This window comes from Cloacibacterium sp. TD35 (genome assembly GCF_028864635.1).
Taxonomy (GTDB): Bacteria; Bacteroidota; Bacteroidia; order Flavobacteriales; family Weeksellaceae; genus Cloacibacterium.
The window spans coordinates 555,430-574,364 of sequence record NZ_CP104850.1 but is presented as its reverse complement, the minus strand read 5'-3'; the positions used below and the strand labels follow the sequence as shown (position 1 = coordinate 574,364).

General features: G+C 33.3%; 23 protein-coding genes and 1 tRNA gene. 5 read left to right on the top strand and 19 right to left on the bottom strand.

Going from position 1 to position 18,935, the window contains the following annotated elements; genetic code table 11:
* Window positions 1-165: 165 nt before the first annotated feature.
* The 3 genes from N7277_RS02565 to N7277_RS02555 form a co-directional block, all read right to left on the bottom strand.
* Window positions 166-239 (bottom strand) — tRNA-Asn (locus N7277_RS02565).
* Between the two features lie 77 nt (window positions 240-316).
* Entirely contained in the window at window positions 317-1,660 is a 1,344-nt protein-coding gene (gene rseP, locus N7277_RS02560) for an RIP metalloprotease RseP (protein ID WP_274780197.1), read from the bottom strand.
* A gap of 116 nt (window positions 1,661-1,776) precedes the next feature.
* Window positions 1,777-2,208, bottom strand: coding sequence for a DUF6646 family protein (locus N7277_RS02555; protein ID WP_274780196.1), 432 nt, complete (start codon window positions 2,206-2,208; stop codon window positions 1,777-1,779).
* A 132-nt stretch (window positions 2,209-2,340) separates the two neighbouring features.
* Here N7277_RS02555 and N7277_RS02550 point away from each other — a divergent pair, with 132 nt between their 5' ends.
* Window positions 2,341-3,099, top strand: coding sequence for an amidohydrolase (locus N7277_RS02550; protein WP_274780195.1), 759 nt, complete (start codon window positions 2,341-2,343; stop codon window positions 3,097-3,099).
* On the opposite strand, the gene N7277_RS02545 is transcribed toward N7277_RS02550, so the two are convergent.
* On the bottom strand, window positions 3,077-3,490 hold the full coding sequence (locus N7277_RS02545) for a YybH family protein (RefSeq protein ID WP_274780194.1): 414 nt from the start codon (window positions 3,488-3,490) through the stop codon (window positions 3,077-3,079). The genes N7277_RS02550 and N7277_RS02545 overlap by 23 nt on opposite strands.
* A 77-nt stretch (window positions 3,491-3,567) precedes the next feature.
* Here N7277_RS02545 and N7277_RS02540 point away from each other — a divergent pair, with 77 nt between their 5' ends.
* Window positions 3,568-4,146, top strand: coding sequence for a Tll0287-like domain-containing protein (locus N7277_RS02540; protein WP_274780193.1), 579 nt, complete (start codon window positions 3,568-3,570; stop codon window positions 4,144-4,146).
* Between the two features lie 79 nt (window positions 4,147-4,225).
* Here the strand turns inward: N7277_RS02540 and N7277_RS02535 are convergent, their stop codons facing one another.
* The 15 genes from N7277_RS02535 to N7277_RS02465 all read right to left on the bottom strand — a co-directional run bounded on the left by N7277_RS02535 (window position 4,226) and on the right by N7277_RS02465 (window position 14,661).
* Window positions 4,226-5,131, bottom strand: coding sequence for a DUF4476 domain-containing protein (locus N7277_RS02535; RefSeq protein WP_274780192.1), 906 nt, complete (start codon window positions 5,129-5,131; stop codon window positions 4,226-4,228).
* Window positions 5,132-5,412: 281 nt separating this feature from the next.
* Entirely contained in the window at window positions 5,413-6,294 is an 882-nt protein-coding gene (locus tag N7277_RS02530) for a helix-turn-helix domain-containing protein (protein ID WP_274780191.1), read from the bottom strand.
* Window positions 6,295-6,303: 9 nt separating this feature from the next.
* Window positions 6,304-6,603 (bottom strand): thioredoxin family protein, encoded by a 300-nt coding sequence (locus N7277_RS02525; protein WP_274780190.1) that lies wholly within the window; start codon window positions 6,601-6,603, stop codon window positions 6,304-6,306.
* Between the two features lie 55 nt (window positions 6,604-6,658).
* On the bottom strand, window positions 6,659-6,856 hold the full coding sequence (locus tag N7277_RS02520) for a hypothetical protein (RefSeq protein ID WP_274780189.1): 198 nt from the start codon (window positions 6,854-6,856) through the stop codon (window positions 6,659-6,661).
* A 1-nt stretch (window position 6,857) separates the two neighbouring features.
* Window positions 6,858-7,169 carry a rhodanese-like domain-containing protein gene (locus tag N7277_RS02515; RefSeq protein WP_274780188.1) on the bottom strand — a complete coding sequence of 104 codons (312 nt, stop codon included), beginning with the start codon at window positions 7,167-7,169 and terminating at the stop codon, window positions 6,858-6,860.
* Between the two features lie 4 nt (window positions 7,170-7,173).
* The gene (locus tag N7277_RS02510) at window positions 7,174-7,377 is read right to left on the bottom strand and encodes a DUF6132 family protein (RefSeq protein WP_274780187.1); all 204 of its coding nucleotides are present in this window, start codon (window positions 7,375-7,377) and stop codon (window positions 7,174-7,176) included.
* A 58-nt stretch (window positions 7,378-7,435) separates the two neighbouring features.
* Window positions 7,436-7,639 (bottom strand): YgaP family membrane protein, encoded by a 204-nt coding sequence (locus N7277_RS02505; RefSeq protein ID WP_213197254.1) that lies wholly within the window; start codon window positions 7,637-7,639, stop codon window positions 7,436-7,438.
* Window positions 7,640-7,650: 11 nt separating this feature from the next.
* Window positions 7,651-8,244: a methyltransferase gene (locus tag N7277_RS02500; RefSeq protein ID WP_274780186.1), complete on the bottom strand. Its 594-nt coding sequence runs from the start codon at window positions 8,242-8,244 to the stop codon at window positions 7,651-7,653.
* 2 nt (window positions 8,245-8,246) lie between these two features.
* Window positions 8,247-8,543: a cupin domain-containing protein gene (locus tag N7277_RS02495; RefSeq protein WP_274780185.1), complete on the bottom strand. Its 297-nt coding sequence runs from the start codon at window positions 8,541-8,543 to the stop codon at window positions 8,247-8,249.
* On the bottom strand, window positions 8,543-9,955 hold the full coding sequence (locus tag N7277_RS02490) for an MBL fold metallo-hydrolase (protein WP_274780184.1): 1,413 nt from the start codon (window positions 9,953-9,955) through the stop codon (window positions 8,543-8,545). Before N7277_RS02490 ends, N7277_RS02495 begins: the two co-directional genes overlap by 1 nt.
* 154 nt (window positions 9,956-10,109) lie before the next feature.
* The gene (locus N7277_RS02485; RefSeq protein WP_274780183.1) at window positions 10,110-10,895 is read right to left on the bottom strand and encodes a sulfite exporter TauE/SafE family protein; all 786 of its coding nucleotides are present in this window, start codon (window positions 10,893-10,895) and stop codon (window positions 10,110-10,112) included.
* 62 nt (window positions 10,896-10,957) lie between these two features.
* Window positions 10,958-11,575, bottom strand: coding sequence for a Crp/Fnr family transcriptional regulator (locus N7277_RS02480; RefSeq protein WP_274780182.1), 618 nt, complete (start codon window positions 11,573-11,575; stop codon window positions 10,958-10,960).
* Window positions 11,576-12,019: a hypothetical protein gene (locus N7277_RS02475; RefSeq protein ID WP_274780181.1), complete on the bottom strand. Its 444-nt coding sequence runs from the start codon at window positions 12,017-12,019 to the stop codon at window positions 11,576-11,578.
* A gap of 179 nt (window positions 12,020-12,198) precedes the next feature.
* The gene (locus N7277_RS02470) at window positions 12,199-14,199 is read right to left on the bottom strand and encodes a TonB-dependent receptor domain-containing protein (RefSeq protein ID WP_274780180.1); all 2,001 of its coding nucleotides are present in this window, start codon (window positions 14,197-14,199) and stop codon (window positions 12,199-12,201) included.
* 93 nt (window positions 14,200-14,292) lie between these two features.
* Entirely contained in the window at window positions 14,293-14,661 is a 369-nt protein-coding gene (locus N7277_RS02465) for a hypothetical protein (protein ID WP_274780179.1), read from the bottom strand.
* A 130-nt stretch (window positions 14,662-14,791) separates the two neighbouring features.
* Here N7277_RS02465 and N7277_RS02460 point away from each other — a divergent pair, with 130 nt between their 5' ends.
* The 3 genes from N7277_RS02460 to lysA all read left to right on the top strand — a co-directional run bounded on the left by N7277_RS02460 (window position 14,792) and on the right by lysA (window position 18,916).
* Window positions 14,792-16,327 carry a helicase HerA-like domain-containing protein gene (locus N7277_RS02460; protein WP_274780178.1) on the top strand — a complete coding sequence of 512 codons (1,536 nt, stop codon included), beginning with the start codon at window positions 14,792-14,794 and terminating at the stop codon, window positions 16,325-16,327.
* A 70-nt stretch (window positions 16,328-16,397) separates the two neighbouring features.
* On the top strand, window positions 16,398-17,618 hold the full coding sequence (locus N7277_RS02455) for a 3'-5' exonuclease (RefSeq protein ID WP_274780791.1): 1,221 nt from the start codon (window positions 16,398-16,400) through the stop codon (window positions 17,616-17,618).
* A 98-nt stretch (window positions 17,619-17,716) separates the two neighbouring features.
* Window positions 17,717-18,916, top strand: coding sequence for a diaminopimelate decarboxylase (lysA, locus tag N7277_RS02450; RefSeq protein WP_274780177.1), 1,200 nt, complete (start codon window positions 17,717-17,719; stop codon window positions 18,914-18,916).
* The last annotated feature ends 19 nt before the right edge of the window (window positions 18,917-18,935 follow it).

The window sequence follows — 18,935 nt, the reverse complement described above, 5'->3', positions numbered from 1 at the left end:
TACTAATAATAAAACAAAATAAACCCTGTCAAAAAATGATAGGGTTTTATTATTTAAACTTAACCCTCCTTTAAATTTACAGGAACTTCTCCCAAAACCTTGCTCAAAACATGCTCAAATAAAAAAAGAGTTTTCGAAACTAATCGAAAACTCTCTTGTGATGGGCGCCTTTTGCTGGGCTCGAACCAGCGACCCTCTGATTAACAGTCAGATGCTCTAACCGACTGAGCTAAAAAGGCTACTCTTGTTGTTTTGAGTGGTGCAAATATAATACGTTTTTTCTATTTGCGCAAAATATTTTTTGAAAAAATTTACATTATTTTAAAAATGGTGAAATGATAAATTTGTAAATATCTGAACCAAAGATTAATAGCATTAGTCCCATTAAAAAGATAACTCCAATCATTTGTGCATTTTCTAAAACTTTTTGCGGAACTGGCTTCCCTGTGATGATTTCCCAAGTCGTAAATAACGCGTGACCACCGTCTAATCCAGGAATTGGCAACAGGTTAAGGAACGCTAACCAAGCAGAAAACATAGCGGTAAAACTCCAAAATGCAACCCAATCGATTTCTTTAGGCATCATTTTCACAATTGCAATTGGTCCGCCAACATTTTTGTAACCTTTAATTTTTTTGTTAAACATTAATTTAAATTGCTTAATCTGCATCGTAAGAGATTCTACAGTTCTCTCAAAACCCCTACCTACTGCTGGTAAAAAGCTGTATTCTTGATTGGTAACTGTTTTTTCAAAAGCAGCTTCAGCTGGTTTAAAATCTGGTCTGAAACCTATTTTCCCGTCTTTGTCTGTATTTAAGCTAAATGTTTTAACCTCATTGTTTCTAAGAACATCTATCGTGATGGGTTGGTTTTTCTTTCCCGCCAATCCGTCAGTCAATTCATCATAAAATCTAATGTTTTTGCCATTAAGTGCTACAATTTGATCTCCTTTTTGTAAGCCCGCTTGTTTTCCTGGGCCTTCTGTCAATGAATCTACTACTGGAGCAAATCTGTTGGTAATATATAATTTAGCCGTTTTTGAACCTAAAATATGGGCAATTCCGTCTTCTTTTGGTGCAAAAGCAACTTCTTTACCATTTCTAAGTACCGTGATTTCATTTGCAAGAAGCATATTAATCATAGAATTTTCCATTCTTACGGCAGGTTTTCCATCTATTTTTAAGATTTTGTCGCCGTTCATCAATCCCATTTTTGCGCCTTCTTCAGAAACCGCAATTCCATTCTCAAACTTTGCTAAATCATGGTATTTTTCGCCTACAGATAAGTTCAACCCTGTGTAAATAGCCCAAGCCAAAATAAGATTCACGAAAATACCACCTAGCATGATGATAAGTCTTTGCCAAGCAGTTTTGCTTCTGAACTCCCATGGTTGAGCGGGTTGTTTCAGTTGTTCTGTATCCATACTTTCGTCTACCATTCCTGCGATTTTTACATAACCACCAAATGGTAACCAACCGATTCCGTATTCGGTTTCACCAATTTTTTTCTTTGCCAAAGAAAACCATGGGTCAAAGAATAAGTAGAATTTTTCTACTCTACATTTAAACCATTTTGCGGGTAAAAAATGGCCTAGTTCGTGTAAAATAACGAGAATTGAAATACTTAATATAAACTGAAATATCTGTGTTGCTAATTCCATTAAATTTTAATTTTTTTAAAGTTATGCAAATGTAATAATTCTCTCTCACTAAAACTGTACCAAATAAAAAAAGACGCCAAAAAGCGTCTTTTACATTAAATATTGTTAAGTTTTTACTAGAAGTTAAATGATAAACCTATGCTACCATTATTACCAGCTTCTATAAATGCACCTACATTGTTGTTAAAGAAATATCTCACCCCTAAGTGTGCACCTAGACCGAATGTGTTTCCTAATACACCTACATCTAAACCAGGGTATAAATCCCATTTGCTTGGCATATTAAGAGCATCTTGAAGGTGGAAATTTACTCTACCGAAAACGAAAGCTTTGTGGTCATCTTCATAACCATCGAAGTAAAAATTAGCTCCAGCTCCTAATGAAACTACGTTAGAAATTCCGTAGTCATAAGTCCCTGTAATGCCAGTTCCGTTACCGTAACCATTAAAACCAATTTGTAATTTTTGGTCGCCTTTACCTTGCCATGCTTGAGCAAATGCTAATTGTCCTGCGAACAACATTGCGAATGCTAATACTAATTTTTTCATAAGAATATTTATTTTTAAGTTTTATTTGAATTTCTGTTTTTTCTAACGACAAATTTATAGTAATGTTGCCTTATGAAAAGACTTTTGTGGTAATTTTGTAAAACATTTTAAAAATTCTGAAACCTAAGCATTATGAAAATCATCGGTTTAAGTCAAAATATTATTTGGAAAGAAAAACAAGAAAATTTTCTTTTGATAGAAGAAAAATTTAAAGATTTAGAAGCAGATTTATTTTTGCTTCCAGAGATGTTTACCACTGGTTTCTACATGAAAGCTCAGGAAGTAGCAGACGAAGAAGGACTTGCACTGACTTGGATGAAGAATTTTGCGAAATCTAAAAATGCTGCAATTGGCGGAAGCGTTTCTGTAAAGGATAATGGCAAATTCTATAACCGATTTTATTATGTAAAACCAAACGGAACTTACCATCAATACGATAAAAGACATCTTTTTTCTTACACTGGTGAAGATAAAGTATACACTGCAGGAACGGAAAGAGTAGTGGTAGAATATTTAGGATTCAGATTTTTATTACAAGTTTGTTTTGATGCGAGATTTCCTGTTTTTGCGAGAAACAGAAAAGACTATGATGTAGTTCTAAATGTCGCGAATTGGCCAGAAACCAGAGTTCTTGCGTGGGAAACATTAAATAGAGCAAGAGCAATCGAAAATCAAGCCTATGTTTTTGCCTTAAATAGAACTGGTGAAGACGGAAATAACTTGAAATATCAAGAAAGTAGCCATTGTTTTTTTGCAGATGGAACAGATGTTTCTACTAAAAATGGAGATTTAATCTTTGCAGAATTAGATTTGCAAAAATTAGAAGCTTTCAGAAAAGAGTTTCCTTTTTTAAATGATGCAGATGAATTTAATTTGTATGGTCTGAAATAATTTTCCAGCCGTCATTAAATTTCTGAAAAACCAAAGTGTAAATTCCATTAGGAGTGTCATTTGCACGGATGAGTTTCCACTTTCCAAAAACATAAGCATGTTTTTTGCCCAGCATTTTCACTTGAATGTCAGAAAATTCTAGAATACCCATCATTTCTTTATTGGGATAAGTTTTTTTGTAGTTGTCTAATGTTTTTTGCCAACCGTAAGTCGGGCCTTTCGAGCCGATAAAAAGCAGTGAATCATTTTTCCAGTATCCTTTCATAAAGCCCTCAATGTCACCATTGTTCCAAGCGGTTTGTTGTTCATGTAAAACTTTCAACATGTCTTTTTCTTGAGAGAAAAAGATGCCGAAACTTGATAACAAAATAATTGTAAAAAAATTTTTCATAATTCATTAACTTTGGGTAAAAGTAACAAAAGTTACGCTCAATAAAACATTAAATTCACAAATTTGAAAAAACAATTATGAAAACCAGAATTTACTTAACGCTCGCTGTTTCAGGAATGTTTTTGATTCAATGTTCCAAAGAAACGGGAAATAAAGGTGTTTTGCCCAAGGAAATTATTCCGCAAAAACAATTAACGAAAGCTGATTTTAAAAAAATCGCCGAAGAAACCAAAAAGAATTTGGTGACCAATCTTACGCAGAAAATTTCTGAAAAAGGAGCCGAAAATGCTTTAGAATTTTGTAATGTAAACGCCATTCCGCTCACCAAACAGTTGGAAGACCAGCATAATGTCACGATAAAAAGAGTTTCTGATAAAAATAGAAATCCTGATAATGCAGCAAATGAAACAGAAAGAAAATATATTGATTTTTTTAAAGAACAACTTGTTTTGAAACAAAAATTAGAAGCAAAATTTGATAATGGAGTTTTTTATGCGCCAATTACCACAAACAGTATGTGTTTGCAATGTCATGGCTCTGAAAAAGATATAAAACCAGAAACCTTAGCGAAAATAAAATCACTCTATCCTAATGATAAAGCAACAGGATATCAAGAGAATGAAATGCGAGGTTTGATGGTGATTAAACCGAACTAAATGAAGTATTTCCCTATAAAGAAAGTCGGCTTCAGAGTTTCTGAAACCGACTTTTTGTATATATGAATGAATGATTGGGTTATCTTTGGTTTTGAACAAATTTGTTCAAATCTCTGGCGTAACTTTCAAAGTCAAATGCGTCGTATAATTCAAAATAGTTTCTTTTGTCTACACAATTTCTATACGCCATTTTTGCAAATTCTAATCTGTTTTTATCAAAACTAAATTCTTTCATCATCGCTTTGATTTGTCTTGTGTTGAAATCAGTTTTATTGAGTTGGCTTTTTATAAAATCTAATCTTCTGTCATCAAAACTTTGTTTTTTCAACATTTGTATGAAAGAAGAAAATTCTCTATCGCTCATTACATTTCCGTAAGCATCTCCGTATCCGTAATCGTTTTGATAATCATCATAAGGATCCCAAGAATTTCCGTTTCCATTTCCGTAAGGACTGTTCCAAGTGTCATTCCAAACATTTCCGTGGTTGTTTCTTAGGTTGTAAGTTCCTAGAAGATATAAACCTTGATGTGTGAAATAGTCTAAAACCAATCTGGTATTATTTTTAATATTGATTCTGGTTCTGTAAACTAGGAAATTTCTTTCATAGATAGAAATGACGTTGTTTCCTGGCATCAAGTCAAAAAATCTAAATTTACCTGATGCGTTAGAAATTTTTTGGTCACCAATTTCTATGCTAAAGTAACCTTGCTCTGGAATTCTTAAGAAAACTTCGGCGTAACCATAAGCGTAATTTTGGTTCCAATTATAATTAGGTCTTGATTTTTCTGTAGAATTTCTAAAACCATTATCATTTCTAAAAACTGAAGATTTATCTTGAGAGTTATTTCTGCCGAAAGCTTCATTTTTTGCAGAAGTTTCGGTTTTGCTCGCTTCGTTTTTTAATAATTCTCCAGCTTTTCCTGCTTCTTGTGCACTAAATCCTAATGCGATGAAAGCGGCTAATAAAAAATAAAATTTTCTCATATTATATATGTTTAAATAAGTTTTTCTTGGCTGCTTCTAAAGTCTTGCATTGAAAAACTTAGGGTTGCTGTTATGAGGTATTCTATTTCCGTGCCAAAGTCAGAAAACGCTTTATAGAAGGGGTTTGTAAAGGAAAAACGCAACAAAATTTTATGATTTTAGTTGCGTTTTTATAAAAATATGAAAAGTTTTGCGTTTGTCTTGTGTGTAATTTTACAGTACAAAGGTATGCTAAGAATTGCAATAAATTCTTGTAAAAAATCTTCGGAAAATGGTAATTTTTATTTATTAATATGCTGTCTGAATTCGGAAGGCGAAATCTTAGCGTGGGTTTTGAAAAACTTTGTAAAATAAGAATTGTCTTCAAAACCTAATTGAAATGAAATCTGTGAAATGCTTAATTCTGAGTTGATGAGCAGTCTTTTAGCTTCTAGAATAATCCTGTTTCTGATGGTTTCTCCAGCTTTTTTGCCGGAAAAGGTTCTACACACGAAATTGAGGTAATTTGCGGTAATAGCAAGCTTGTCTGCATAAAATTTGGGATAATGTTCGGCAGAGTAGTTTTCTTCTACTAGCTTTTGGAATTTATTGATTAAAATTCTTTGATTGGTAATATTTACGTTTTCGTCTGTGTTTTCTTCGTCATTTAAGATGAAGTAAAACAGTTCGAGAAGATAAATCCTGATTAAATCTTCGGATTTTCTTTTTTGTTGTTTGTATTCAAAATTAATTTTATCAAAAATTTCTTGTAGTTCTTCAGCTTTTTCTTTTTTGATTTGGTAAGAAGTGAAGTTTCCATTAATTCTGAAAAATGGTAACTGGTCTATACAGTGAGATTTTGCAAGAAATGAGGTGAAAAACTCTGCATTGAAGTTAATTAAATAACCTTTGGCAAATTGTTTTTTGAATTCCAGATTATGTACTTGTCCCGCAGAAATGAAATAGATAATTGGTGCATTCATGCTATAGTCTTCGAAATCTATTTTATGAATTCCTGCGCCTTCTTCTACATACAAAATCTGATGAAAAGTGTGACGGTGTGGTTTTTCTGGAATAAAGCTTTTTTCTGTCAATAAATCTTGCAATTCATGAACTACTATTTCACTTTCTGAATTTTCAGTAGAAATTAAATCACAAGCGCTATAAACAGGAAAATTATTCATTAAAATGAATTAGCTATGTTGATTGATAAGACTAACCAATGTATTTACATCATGTACGCCACTTTCTCTCCAAAGCATTTCACCTTTTTTAAAAAGAGCAAGGGTAGGAACTCCTCTTACATTATATTGAGAAGCGATTTCTGGATATTGGTCTACATCTATTTTTATAATTCTGGCATTATCTCCTACTTGTTCTTTTACAGTGACTAATACAGAGGATTGTACTCTACATGGCTGGCACCATACTGCAAAAAAATCTATTAACACTGGTTTTTCAGAACTGATGATTTCTTGAAATTTTTGTGACATATCTCTTTGTTTTATAAAATGTTAAAAACAAATTTACTAAAAAAAGAAAGAGAAACTATGCTGAGTTTTTATGATTTCTGACAGTACAATTTCCTGATGCGCAACCAAATTTAAACACAGACATGGCAACAAAATATAACCCAAATGGAATTAGATACCACATTTTATCCATAAATGATTGTGCAATAATCCACAGACCACCAATCAGATAAACAATTCTTCTCAGATTCCAATCGTTAAAGAAATTTCTCATTTTATGATAATTTGTTTTTAAGGCTCATCCAGCCGCCGCCGTTATAAACTTCTGTAAATCCGCTATTGAGTAAAATGCTTTTTGCGGCAGCACTTCTTGCGCCACTTGCACAACATGTGATTACAGGTTTGTTTTTATTGATTTTCCCCAGATTTTGGTTTAATGATTGTAGCGGAACGTTTTTAGCCCCTTTTACATGACCACCATTAAATTCTGCAGGTGTTCTTACGTCTATAATTTGTGCACCATTTTTTACTAACTCTGCGTAGTCTACACTTTTACCGCCGAATAAGTTTTTTAAAAATCCTAACATGTTTTTATTTATTTTCTTTTGTTTTTTCGAAAGTTGAAAGAATAAGATAGCCCATTACCATACCATAAACTGAACTGTTGAATGGTTTAGAAGTGATGGCACAAGTTCCTGTATTGCACCCAATAAAATGGTAATAAGCATAACCTAAAATGCCGCCTAATACGATTCCGATGAGTCCTAGTTTGTATTTTTTGATAAAATTTTCCATAATTTTTGATGAATTTTGCCAAAGTTTTTAAAAGTTAACTTTGGCAAAAATTTAATTTTTACTCTTTTTTGCAAGTGTTAATGCCAAATAAAGTATAAAGCGGACAAAAGCCGATGGCTCCAGTTAATAGAAAAACGAATGCAACTGCGGTTGCTGCGATTCCCCAAGTTCCTTCAATTACTTTTAGGTAAACCAAAACGGCTAAAATTAATGCAACGAAAAGTCTAATGTACTTGTCTGTTGCTCCCATGTTTTTTTTCATATTTTTTTGTTTTATGGTGAGTTTTGTTTTTTAGTGAAGTTAATGAATACTTCAGTGTTTTGTCTCAGTTTTATACTGTTGTGGCAGTTTTCTATTGTTTTAATCTCAAATTTTTCGCTGAAAAGAGATTTATATTCCTCTATATTTCCACCAAATGGAGGAAACGGATTCCCAAAATCTTTATTGAACATTACCCCAATGATTTTGCCATTTTCGGCAAGTAAATCGTGCATTTTTTCTACATATTTTGCTCTTAACACTGGGTCAAGTGCACAGAAAAATGTTTGTTCTACAATGATGTCATATTTTCCTTGGTGTTCGAAAAAATCTTTGCAGATGACTTCTACTTCGTGGTGAGAAAATTTCTGAGAAATCACTTCGCAAGCTTTCTGAGCAATGTCTAGAAGCGTGATGTTTGTAAACCCTTCTTCTAAAAGCAATTCTGCTTCGTGAGCATTTCCGCAACCGGGAATTAATATTTTAACCTCTTTATCTTCTACTTGCAAAAAATATTCTGCGATAGGTGAAGAGGCTTCGCCTATGTCCCAACCTGTTTCGCCATTTTCCCAACGAGAATTCCAAAAATTTTGATCGAATTGATTCAATTTTATAACTCTTTTATAATTAAGAATACATTTTCTATATCTCTTCCTACCACTTCGTGTTCTACATTTACTGGGATTTCGTAAACATCTCCTTCTCTTAAAACGATGGTTTCTCCAGAGATGTTAAAGTCTACTTTCCCTCTTAGCAAAACTAAAGTCGCAGGAATAGTTGTGATATGCTTTGCTAACACTTGTTTTTCTGATAAGCCAACGGTAAAAAGGTTGACTTTATCCGTTTTTTTGATGCTTACTACAGAAGGTTTATCTCCTGTGAAGCCTGTTTTTTCGAAAATATTCATTACAATGCAGTTTTACTTTGACACACAAAATCTGTAGTAGGAACTTTTTCTGTTTTTTTAATTCCGTTAAAACCACCTTCTACTTCTGTGAAATTTCTATAACCTCTTGCTTGCAAAATACTTGCGGCAATCATGCTTCTGTAACCACCTGCACAATGCAAGAAGAAGTGTTCATCTGGATTGATGTTTCCTACCCAATCATTAATGTAAGCTAATGGTTTGCTATAAGCATCATTTACATGTTCTGCCGCATATTCTCCTTCTTTTCTTACGTCTATAACCTTACTGTTTTCATTGAATTTTTCCGCAAATTCTTCTGGTAAAATTCTATGAACAGTATCTATTTCTTTTCCTGAATTTTTCCAGCTTTCAAAGCCACCTTTTAAGTATCCTAAAACATTATCAAACCCAACTCTAGAAAGTCTGGTAATGGTTTCTTCTTCGGTACAATCATCACATACCAAAAGAATAGGCTGTTGTACATCTACAATCATACTTCCAACCCAAGGTGCAAAATCTCCTTTCAACCCGATATTAATCGATTGAGGAATGAATCCTTTATGGAATTCTGCAGCATTTCTAGTGTCTAATATTAAAGCTCCAGTTTCTTCGGCAGCAGTTTCAAATTCATCTACAGAAAGCGCTGTTTTACCTTTTGCTAAAACCTCATCAAAACTGGTATAACCTTTCTTATTCATCGCTACATTCATACCGAAATATTTCGGTGGAGCGGTTAAACCGTCTAAAACTGCAGCGATAAAACTTTCTTTAGAGGTTTGTTTTAGAGCATAATTGGTTTGTTTTTGATTTCCTAAAGTGTCTACAGTCTCTTTTTGCATATTTTTTCCACATGCAGAACCAGCACCATGAGCTGGATAAACTGTAATGTCATCTTCTAAAGGAAGAATTTTGTGGTACAGTGAATCATAAAGCAAACCTGCTAATTCTTCTTGTGTAAGATTTGCTGCTTTTTGAGCTAAATCAGGTCTTCCTACATCTCCTAAGAATAAAGTGTCACCAGAGAAAATAGCATGGTTTTTACCATTTTCGTCTATCAACAAATAGGTAGAACTTTCCATGGTGTGGCCAGGTGTGTGAAGAACTTTGATTTTTATTTTTCCAATTTCAAAAATTTGATTGTCTTCTGCTACGATGGCTTCAAATTCTGGCGCGGCAGTTGGTCCATATATAATAGGAGCTCCCGTTTTTTTAGATAAATCTACATGACCAGATACAAAATCTGCATGGAAATGTGTCTCAAAAATGTACTTGAGTTTTACATTGTCTTTTGCTAATCGATCAAGATAAGGTTGTACCTCTCTTAATGGATCAATGATGGCTGCTTCTCCTTCAGAAACGATGTAATAAGCTCCTTGAGCTAAACAACCGGTATAAATTTGTTCTATTTTCATCTTAATATTTTTATATGTTACTACACTACGAAGTTACAACAAAAAATCTATGACTTTTTTTCTTCGTAATTTGTAGTACAAAAATGGGGTAAATTTTAATAGATTTCTGTAACAAAAATCACATAGTTCGATAGAGAATCACTATTAAGGAGATTTAGTGAAAAAAGACTTCTTTGATGATGATATAAATTCCCATGATCAAAACAAACCAACCGAAAATAGGTTTCAGTTTTTTGCCATCTATTTTTTTAGCTAATTGAATTCCAATGAGCATTCCAACGACAGCAATTGAAGTGAAAATCAAAAGAAATTGCCAATTAATTTCTGTTTTTTGAGAGCTTAAAAAACCCAAAAGAGAATTCATAGAAATAATCATCATAGAAGTTCCGATGGCTTTTTTCATTTCTAAATTAAGCAGCATGACTAATGCGGGAACAATGAGAAAACCACCACCAGCTCCAATCATGCCTGTAATCATACCTACAGCAATTCCTTGGGTGACAAGCATAGGATATTGCGGGTTTTGATTCGTAGTTTCTATTTTTTGGTTTCCTACAATCATTTTAATGGATGAAATGAGCATTAAAGCAGCAAAAAGAACTAAAATGAATAGATTTTTCTCAATATGAAATGTTCCTATACTGATAATAGGATCAGGAAGATGAGGTAAAATGATTTTGCGAACAAAAATCACAGAAAATACAGAAGGAATCCCGAATAATAAAGCGGTTTTAAAATCTACATTTCCTTGTCTGGCGTTTCCTGTAGCACCTACTGCACTCGCAACACCTACTACAAAAAGAGAAAGAGTTGTTGCGGTTAATGCGTTCATGTCAAACAAATATACAAAAATAGGAACGCCTAAAATACTGCCACCACCGCCAATTATTCCCATAATTAGCCCGATGATAAGTGCGAAAAAGTATCCTAAGATTTCCATTAATCAAATTTTTGCAAAGTTCTGTTTTGTAAAAATAAAAAAATGCAACTTAAGTTGCATTTTTATGATAAAAGTTCAATTTTATTTCTGCCTAATTTCAATTTGCCGTCTTCTTCCAGAGATTTTAGTAGTCTGGAAACCACTACTCTGGCAGTTCCTAATTCATTGGCCAACTGTTCGTGTGTGGTATGAATAATTTTAGAATCGGTAAGTTCTGATTTTTTTTGAAGCAAAGAGAGTAGTCTATCATCTACTTTTTTGAAAGTTACTTCATTTACCATTTCTAGCAATTCCTCAAAACGTTTATGGTATAATTTGAAAATATAGTCTAGCCATTCTGGATGCGTTTTAATGAGTTGCGCTACTTTTTCAGTAGGCAAGAATAATATTTCTGCATCTTCTTCTACTTCGGCTTTTACTTTAGAGGTTTCTCCGTGTAAACCGCCAAGGAAAGACATTACGCAACTTTCACCAGCTTTTATATAATAGAGTAGAATTTCTCTACCGTCTTCTTCAGTTCGCATTACTTTTATGCTTCCTTTAGTAACGATAGGGATAGAGCGAATTCTTGCGTTTTCGTCTAGAATCACATCGCCAGCTTCGTAATTTTTTACAGTGCTGTATTCGTATAATTGATTAAGAAGTTCTGGTGTTGCACTAAATTCTGTAGTTTTTGACATTTAAAAAATATTTTTAATTTCAAAGTTATTACTGCCCATTTCTATGATTTCGCCTAATTTTTTGCCTTTTACATTTTGATAAATAGGAGCGTCATCTGAGAACGAAATTACATCTTTGTCTCCTAATTTAAATGCTGGAACAGAAACACCTATGAATAGATAATTTTTTTCAGTTTCTAAAACAGCACCAGCTTCTGCAATTTCCTTGGTTTCTGAAATAGAATCTTCTAAGAATTTCAAATTTTGTTTGGCCTCATTCAGCATTTTCTCAAAACGAAGCTGCATGTCTTTAGCTTCTGTTTGTCTGGCATAATCTTCTGGGTCTAACGTGTTATCTTCGTCAATATCAGATTCATGCTTATAGCGTTCTACAGAAGATTTTAGGTTGTCAATAACTTTTTGATACTCATCTATAATGCTAGATAAAATAAATGCTTTATCCATGATTTTTGGATTTTTGATGATAAACAAATTTAAGCAAAAATATTGACATTCCCATGCGTAAAAAGAGATGAGGTTTGTCAATCTTATAAAAATAAAGCCTAGGGATATTGGCTAGGCTTTATGGGACAAAAAAAATAAAACTTTTGTGTCTAAGAATATTTAAACACAAAAGAAAAAAATTAAAAATTATAGCTAAAACCAATGTTGAAGCTTCTACCAACGGCTAAAATTCTTTGCTTTTTATTGGTAGAAAGTGTTCTGTTTAAATGTTCTGCATATGCACGGTCAAAGATGTTTAAAACATCAAAACTTAAAGTAGCATTTTTGAAAACATTATATTTTGAGGTGAAATCAAACACAGAAAATTCTGGAGTGGTAAATTCACCAAAAGTTGGATTGATTCTACTTTGTTTTGCAGAATATCTGTAATGAAGTCCCAAACTTACTGGTGAAAAATCTGCTAACACATTCCAACGGAAATCTAGCGGAGCGATTTCTGGCAAAGGACTATTAGTGCTCAAGTCTTCTGCATAGGTATAAGCTGCCGCCAATTCTGTGCGGAATTTTGGTGAAAATTGCCAATTAAATCTGGTTTCCACTCCTGTTTTGAATGCTTTTTCTATATTTTGGATTTGTCTGGTTCCTGGTGCCGTCATAGAATACGGTTTGATGGGAACAATCACTCCAGAAATATAATTTTCTAAGTAAGAATAGAAAACGTCTGCTTGGAAGAAAATATTATCTTTTTTGTGGGTGAAAATAAGGTCGATTTGGTTGTTGGTTTCAGGTTTTAAATCAGGATTTCCTACCAATTCGTAAGCGTCTATTCCTACAGCAAATCTATTGATATATCTTTCGGTTAAACTTCCACTTCGTTGTGCTCTTCCTAGCCAAATTCCCAGCTGATTATGGTTGCACAAATTTTTATTATATCCTAAACTTAAGCTGTGGTTCAAGTTTTCTGCTTTTCCGTCTCCGTAAAGTGTTTTGAATAGATTAGAAAGTGCTTTCGCATCACCTTTATTGTAATCTAAACGAAGAGAAGTTACTAATTTTGAATTTTTAAAATTCATTTGATATTCATTAAACCAACCGATTTGGTCAATAGAAGAATCTTGCCAAGAAGTTCCGTCTCTCATTGGCATCATGGCAGGCATAATCATTCTGATATTTTCTGCGCCTTCATGTTTATAATCTAAGCCAGTGTAGAAAATGTTTTTCCCGAAAGCGAATTTAGATTCTAATCGGGCTCCATAAGTGGTAGATTGTACGTCAGAAATCATTTTTCTATCAGGGGTTCCCATAGAATGGTCTACGAAAGAGTAGTAAGAATTAAAATCTAAATGTTTTAAATATTTTTGGTTGAATTCTGCCAAATGTTTTAGCTGGAACATCCATGTTTTGTCATAAATTAAATCCATGTTAAGTGCAGCAAATTCTACATCTCTTCCTTGGTTGGTATTGATTTGTAATGTGGTTACATTTTGGTCATTCCATTTGAAATTTCCTTTGGTTCCCATGTTGTATCTTAGAAAAGCAGAACGCACTTCGTCACCGTTTCCGTCTTTGTAACGGTCTCCTTTTTGATAAGAACCGAATAAATCCCAAACAATTTTTTTGTGTGAAAGTTGAGAAAACAATTCATTTCTAAAAACGTTTCCATTGCTTTCGTAGCCTGATGAAATCCTACCTCCTAATTTTAAATTTTCTGAAAATTCAGGAGCAAGGGTTACGAAATTAATGGTTCCTCCGAAAGAATTTCCGTATCGAAAATGATAAGGACCTTTGTAAATTTCAGCTTCTTGAACCATGTTCATATTGACTTGAGAAACTGCAGGATCCATTCTACTTGGGCACGCATTTACGGCATGAGCTGCACCGTCAATAACAATATTCAACTGCTCATATTTGAACCCTCTCAAAACAGGGTCTGTAGCATAATTCCCTGCTTTTTTAATTCCGTTAATTTCTGGAATAGAATTCAGGAATTTTCCAGCATCGTGATTCAGTAAATCAGATTGCTTGGTTTCTAAGTTTTGTTTGTTTTGAGATTTAGGTAAAACTTTGGTAATTTTTACAATTTCTATATTTCGGTAAGTGCTGTCTTGTTCTTGTTGAGCGAATAAAGTGTGGGTTGTTGCAAAAAATATTGCAGCAATGCTATAAAGTTTAATATTCATTGTTTTTAAAATTTAGATTAAATAATCATGTGTCACTGCACTTCATCAAATCATGATAAAGAGAAATGTTCTGAGCGAAAAAAGTGATTAAGTTTAAGCTAAATTTTTCGGAGGATCCGGTAAAATATGAGTATAACCATCTAAAGTGAAAATATGGTGATATGAAAACTTTTTAGATTTGAGTTCCAAAGAAAAAGGATTTTTTATTTCCGTTTCTATCGGTTTAGAAGGGAGAATGTTCAGTTCAAAAGCGTATTTAATCTGTGAAGCTGGATTTTGAGATTGCTCTGTTGCTTTCTTTACCTGACATTTACCGTTACAGTCTAATTCTGGTTTTTGTTTGTTAATACAATATGTTTCGTAGAATTCTGTATTGATTTGATAATCTACATAGAAAAGTGAGTTCTGGAAACTTGCCAGAAATATGATAGAAGATAATATGAAAGAAATCGCACTTTTCATTGCATTGCAAAAATAGGACAAATTTGTCTTATTAAGCAAATGATTTTAATCAGGGCAAAAATACATTTAAAAAATAATTTCGCAGAAGTATTTCGAAAATTTTTTAAATTTAAAAATTAAAAAAGTAAAAATGGCTAACAAATCAAAATTTATAGAAGAACTTAACTCTAGATATCAACCAAAAGGAGAATATATCGTTCTAGGAAAGGGAATGTTAGACGGAGAAGTAATTACTGAAGTAGATGTTACAGTTCCTCTAAAAACAGTCAATAGACATGGTCTGATTGCGGGAGCAACAGGTACAGGAAAAACCAAAACGCTACAAGTTTTTGTAGAACAACTTTCGCATAAAGGCATTCCAACTTTAGTGATGGACATAAAAGGTGACCTTTCTGGAATTGCTGTAGAAGGCGAACAAAATGATAAAATCAACGAAAGATATGCGAAAACGCAATTGCCATATCAGCCGCAATCTTTTCCAGTAGAACTCATGACTATTTCTGCGGAGAAAGGCTTGAAACTGAGAGCTACCGTTACAGAATTTGGTCCAGTTTTACTTTCTAAAATTTTAGGATTGAATGAAACGCAGTCAAGTATTATGTCTATCGTTTTCAAATATGCAGATGATAAAGCATTGCCGCTCATTGATTTAGATGATTTGAAAAAAGTTTTGCAATATGTAACCGATAATGCTGATGGCAAAAAAGAATTAGCAGACAATTACGGTTCTATTTCACCAGCTTCTTTAGGTGCGATTCTTCGTTCGATTGTAGCGATGGAGCAACAAGGAGCAACGAATTTTTTCGGTGAACCAAGTTTTGATGTTGAAGATTTACTGCAAACCAGAGGCGGAAAAGGCGTAGTAAACGTTTTGAGAGTTTCAGATATTCAAAACCAACCGCAATTGTTTTCTACGTTTATGCTTTCGCTTTTTGCAGAAATTTACATGACTTTTCCAGAAGAAGGAGACAGCGGAAAACCAAAATTAGTTCTTTTTATAGACGAAGCGCATTTGATTTTCAATGAAGCGAGTAAAGCTTTGCTTTCGCAGATAGAAACGATGGTGAAACTTATTCGTTCAAAAGGAGTAGGAATTTATTTTATTACTCAAATTCCAGGAGATGTTCCAGAAAATGTGCTTTCTCAGTTAGGGCTTAAAATTCAGCACGCTTTGCGTGGTTTCACAGCAAAAGACAGAAAAGAAATTGATAAAGCAGTAGAAAATTATCCGATTACCGAATATTATGACGCAGCCAATTTAATTCAGAATTTAGGAATTGGTGAAGCTTTCGTCACAGCGCTTGATGAGAAAGGAATTCCAACTCCATTGGTTCATACTTATTTGATTTCGCCAGAGTCTAGAATGGATGTTTTGACTTCTGAAGAAATAGATGATTTTGTTAATTCTTCTGATTTGGTTAAAAAATATAAAAATGAGGTAGACAAAGAATCTGCCTACGAAATTTTAGCGAAACGCATGGAACAAGCTGCGGAAGTAGAAAAAGAAGTAGCACAAGAAAAATCTACGGCAAGACAACCCAAAGAAGAACCAGGAATGTTCGAGCAAGTGATGAAGTCTAGAGCTGGAAGAACATTCACTACCACTTTAGCCAGAGAAGGCGCCAAATTTGTCCTCGGAATGTTTGGTTTGAAGATGAGAAGGTAAAAAAATCTTATAATTTTATAAATCCCACCAATTTATAAACCGTAAATTTGTGGGATATTTATTTTTCGTTTTGTATACCATAATAGACATAGAAGGAAACGGAGCGCCTTATAGAAAAGAAAGCATTATAGAAATTGCGATTTTCAGATATGATGGCCACGTTATCACAGACCAATTTATTTCACTTGTCAATCCAGAAAGTGAAATATCTCCATTTGTACAAAAACTGACAGGAATTACCCCAAAAATGGTAAAAACCGCCCCAAAATTTCATGAAATCGCGAAAAGAATCATAGAAATTACAGAAGGAACCATTTTAGTAGGACATAATATAGATTTTGATTACAGGATGCTTCGTCAAAGTTTTAAAAGGTTAGGTTTTGATTTTAAAATCAATACTTTAGATACCATTCCTTTGGCAAAAAAACTGATTCCTCATGAAAAGAGTTATTCTCTGGGGAAATTATGTAAATCTATTGGGATTCCTTTGGTAGATGAACACAGAGCTTCTGGTGATGCAAGAGCTACTTTGGAACTTTTTAAATTATTAAAAACCAAAGACAACAGCCACGAAATTATTCAGCAGCACCACGAAGAAAGCAACGCAAAATCTTATATCAATAAAATAAAAGAACTTACGCAAGATTTACCTTCAGAGAAAGGTTTTGTGTATTTTCAAAATGCTTCTGGAGCCATTCTTTTTGAAGATTATGTAGATGATATTTTTAGAGTTTCTAAAAAATTATTCAATTCTAAATCTGTTAAATGGCAAAATATTCAGGAAGAAGTTGCCCAAATTAACTACGAACTTACGGGAACAGATACGATTGCGAGACTAATGTTGTTGAATCAAAATAAATCGAAGAAGCAGTTTTTACCATATGGTTTGTACTACATTGATGGAAAATTTATGGTTGAAAAAAATTCTCTTCACACTGAAAAACCTTTGTTGAAATTCAAAAACTTTTCTCAAGGCAGCAAAGTGAAGCATTATATCACCGAAAATGAATTGCTTAGCGATTATAAAACGCTGAAAGAGCTTATTACGCTGAAAGGTAGAAATGAACTTTGGATAGGAAAAGGCAGAAATCTCGGCGAGAAATCTTTTCTCATCATAGAAGAAGGAAAATTGATTTCATTCGGGTATTATGAATTGTTCCATCAGATTCAGTCTAGGAAGAAATTAAATAAATTGCAGATTGAAGTGAAGAAAGTTTCGCCAGAAATCATCAACGATTTAAAACTATCTTTACTGAAAAACGAGTATAAAATAGAAAAATTACCTAAATAAATCTAAAAAAACGCATTAAAATAGATAATTTTTACTAAATAAAATTATTGCTTGGTTTTAAAATCTAAAATTTATATTTTTGCAGTAAAATTTTTATTATGACAAATCAAGATTTGCTTCAGATTGCGGAAGAATTCGGAACACCAGTTTATGTTTATGACGCCGATTCTATAAAATCTCAGTACGAGAAACTCACCACTTCTTTTGCAGAGAGCACTAAGTTTTTCTACGCTTGTAAATCACTCACCAATATCAACATCCTAAAATATGTAGAAAAATTAGGAGCTAATCTTGATTGTGTTTCTATAAACGAAGTAAAATTAGGCTTGAAAGCTGGTTTTTCGCCAGAAAGAATTTTATTTACGCCCAATTGTGTAGACCTTGCCGAAATAGAAGAAGCAATGTCTCTAAACGTTCATATTAATATTGATAATATCTCTATTTTAGAGCAATTCGGGACTAAATATGGTGATTCTTACCCGGTTTTTCTAAGAATTAATCCACATATTTTTGCAGGAGGAAATTATAAAATTTCTACGGGACACATTGATTCTAAATTTGGGATTTCTATTCACCAAATGCGTCATATAGAACGTGTGATGAAATCTACCAATCTTAACATTGAAGGTTTGCACATGCATACTGGTAGCGAGATTAAGGACCCAGAAGTATTCTTACAAGGTTTAGAAATTATGTTTGAGCTTTCAGAAAGTTTCCCAAATCTTAAATATATTGATATGGGAAGCGGTTTCAAAGTTCCTTACCAAAAAGGTGAATTAGAAACAGATGTAAAAGCACTAGGGAAAAAAGTAGAAAAAGCAGTGGCTCAGTTCAAAAAAGAAACTGGTAAAGAATTTGAATTGTGGTTTGAGCCAGGAAAATATTTGGTTTCTAAATCTGGGCATTTTTTGGTGAAATCTAATGTGATTAAACAAACTACCGCTACGGTTTTTGTAGGGGTAAATTCTGGTTTTAATCATTTAATCAGACCTATGTTCTATGATTCATATCACATCATCGAAAACCTGACCAATCCGAAAGGAACTGAAAGAATTTACACCGTAGTTGGAAATATCTGTGAGACAGATACCTTTGCTTGGGATAGAAAACTACACGAAGTAAGAGAAGGAGATGTTTTAGTGTTCAGAAATGCAGGAGCTTATGGTTTCGAAATGAGTTCTAATTTCAATTCTAGATTGAAACCTGCCGAAGTTTTATTCTTAGACGGGAAAGCTCATCTCATCAGAAAAAGAGAAGAATTCGATGATTTATTGAAAAATCAAATCGAAGTTTTATAAATTTTAAATAAGGGTTGTA

Coding starts and splice junctions, on each gene's coding strand:
- rseP (WP_274780197.1), bottom strand. CDS start 1,660: ATGGAATTAGCAACACAGATATTTCAGTTTATATTAAGTATTTCAATT.
- N7277_RS02555 (WP_274780196.1), bottom strand. CDS start 2,208: ATGAAAAAATTAGTATTAGCATTCGCAATGTTGTTCGCAGGACAATTA.
- N7277_RS02550 (WP_274780195.1), top strand. CDS start 2,341: ATGAAAATCATCGGTTTAAGTCAAAATATTATTTGGAAAGAAAAACAA.
- N7277_RS02545 (WP_274780194.1), bottom strand. CDS start 3,490: ATGAAAAATTTTTTTACAATTATTTTGTTATCAAGTTTCGGCATCTTT.
- N7277_RS02540 (WP_274780193.1), top strand. CDS start 3,568: ATGAAAACCAGAATTTACTTAACGCTCGCTGTTTCAGGAATGTTTTTG.
- N7277_RS02535 (WP_274780192.1), bottom strand. CDS start 5,131: ATGAGAAAATTTTATTTTTTATTAGCCGCTTTCATCGCATTAGGATTT.
- N7277_RS02530 (WP_274780191.1), bottom strand. CDS start 6,294: ATGAATAATTTTCCTGTTTATAGCGCTTGTGATTTAATTTCTACTGAA.
- N7277_RS02525 (WP_274780190.1), bottom strand. CDS start 6,603: ATGTCACAAAAATTTCAAGAAATCATCAGTTCTGAAAAACCAGTGTTA.
- N7277_RS02520 (WP_274780189.1), bottom strand. CDS start 6,856: ATGAGAAATTTCTTTAACGATTGGAATCTGAGAAGAATTGTTTATCTG.
- N7277_RS02515 (WP_274780188.1), bottom strand. CDS start 7,169: ATGTTAGGATTTTTAAAAAACTTATTCGGCGGTAAAAGTGTAGACTAC.
- N7277_RS02510 (WP_274780187.1), bottom strand. CDS start 7,377: ATGGAAAATTTTATCAAAAAATACAAACTAGGACTCATCGGAATCGTA.
- N7277_RS02505 (WP_213197254.1), bottom strand. CDS start 7,639: ATGAAAAAAAACATGGGAGCAACAGACAAGTACATTAGACTTTTCGTT.
- N7277_RS02495 (WP_274780185.1), bottom strand. CDS start 8,543: ATGAATATTTTCGAAAAAACAGGCTTCACAGGAGATAAACCTTCTGTA.
- N7277_RS02490 (WP_274780184.1), bottom strand. CDS start 9,955: ATGAAAATAGAACAAATTTATACCGGTTGTTTAGCTCAAGGAGCTTAT.
- N7277_RS02485 (WP_274780183.1), bottom strand. CDS start 10,895: ATGGAAATCTTAGGATACTTTTTCGCACTTATCATCGGGCTAATTATG.
- N7277_RS02480 (WP_274780182.1), bottom strand. CDS start 11,575: ATGTCAAAAACTACAGAATTTAGTGCAACACCAGAACTTCTTAATCAA.
- N7277_RS02475 (WP_274780181.1), bottom strand. CDS start 12,019: ATGGATAAAGCATTTATTTTATCTAGCATTATAGATGAGTATCAAAAA.
- N7277_RS02470 (WP_274780180.1), bottom strand. CDS start 14,199: ATGAATATTAAACTTTATAGCATTGCTGCAATATTTTTTGCAACAACC.
- N7277_RS02465 (WP_274780179.1), bottom strand. CDS start 14,661: ATGAAAAGTGCGATTTCTTTCATATTATCTTCTATCATATTTCTGGCA.
- N7277_RS02460 (WP_274780178.1), top strand. CDS start 14,792: ATGGCTAACAAATCAAAATTTATAGAAGAACTTAACTCTAGATATCAA.
- lysA (WP_274780177.1), top strand. CDS start 17,717: ATGACAAATCAAGATTTGCTTCAGATTGCGGAAGAATTCGGAACACCA.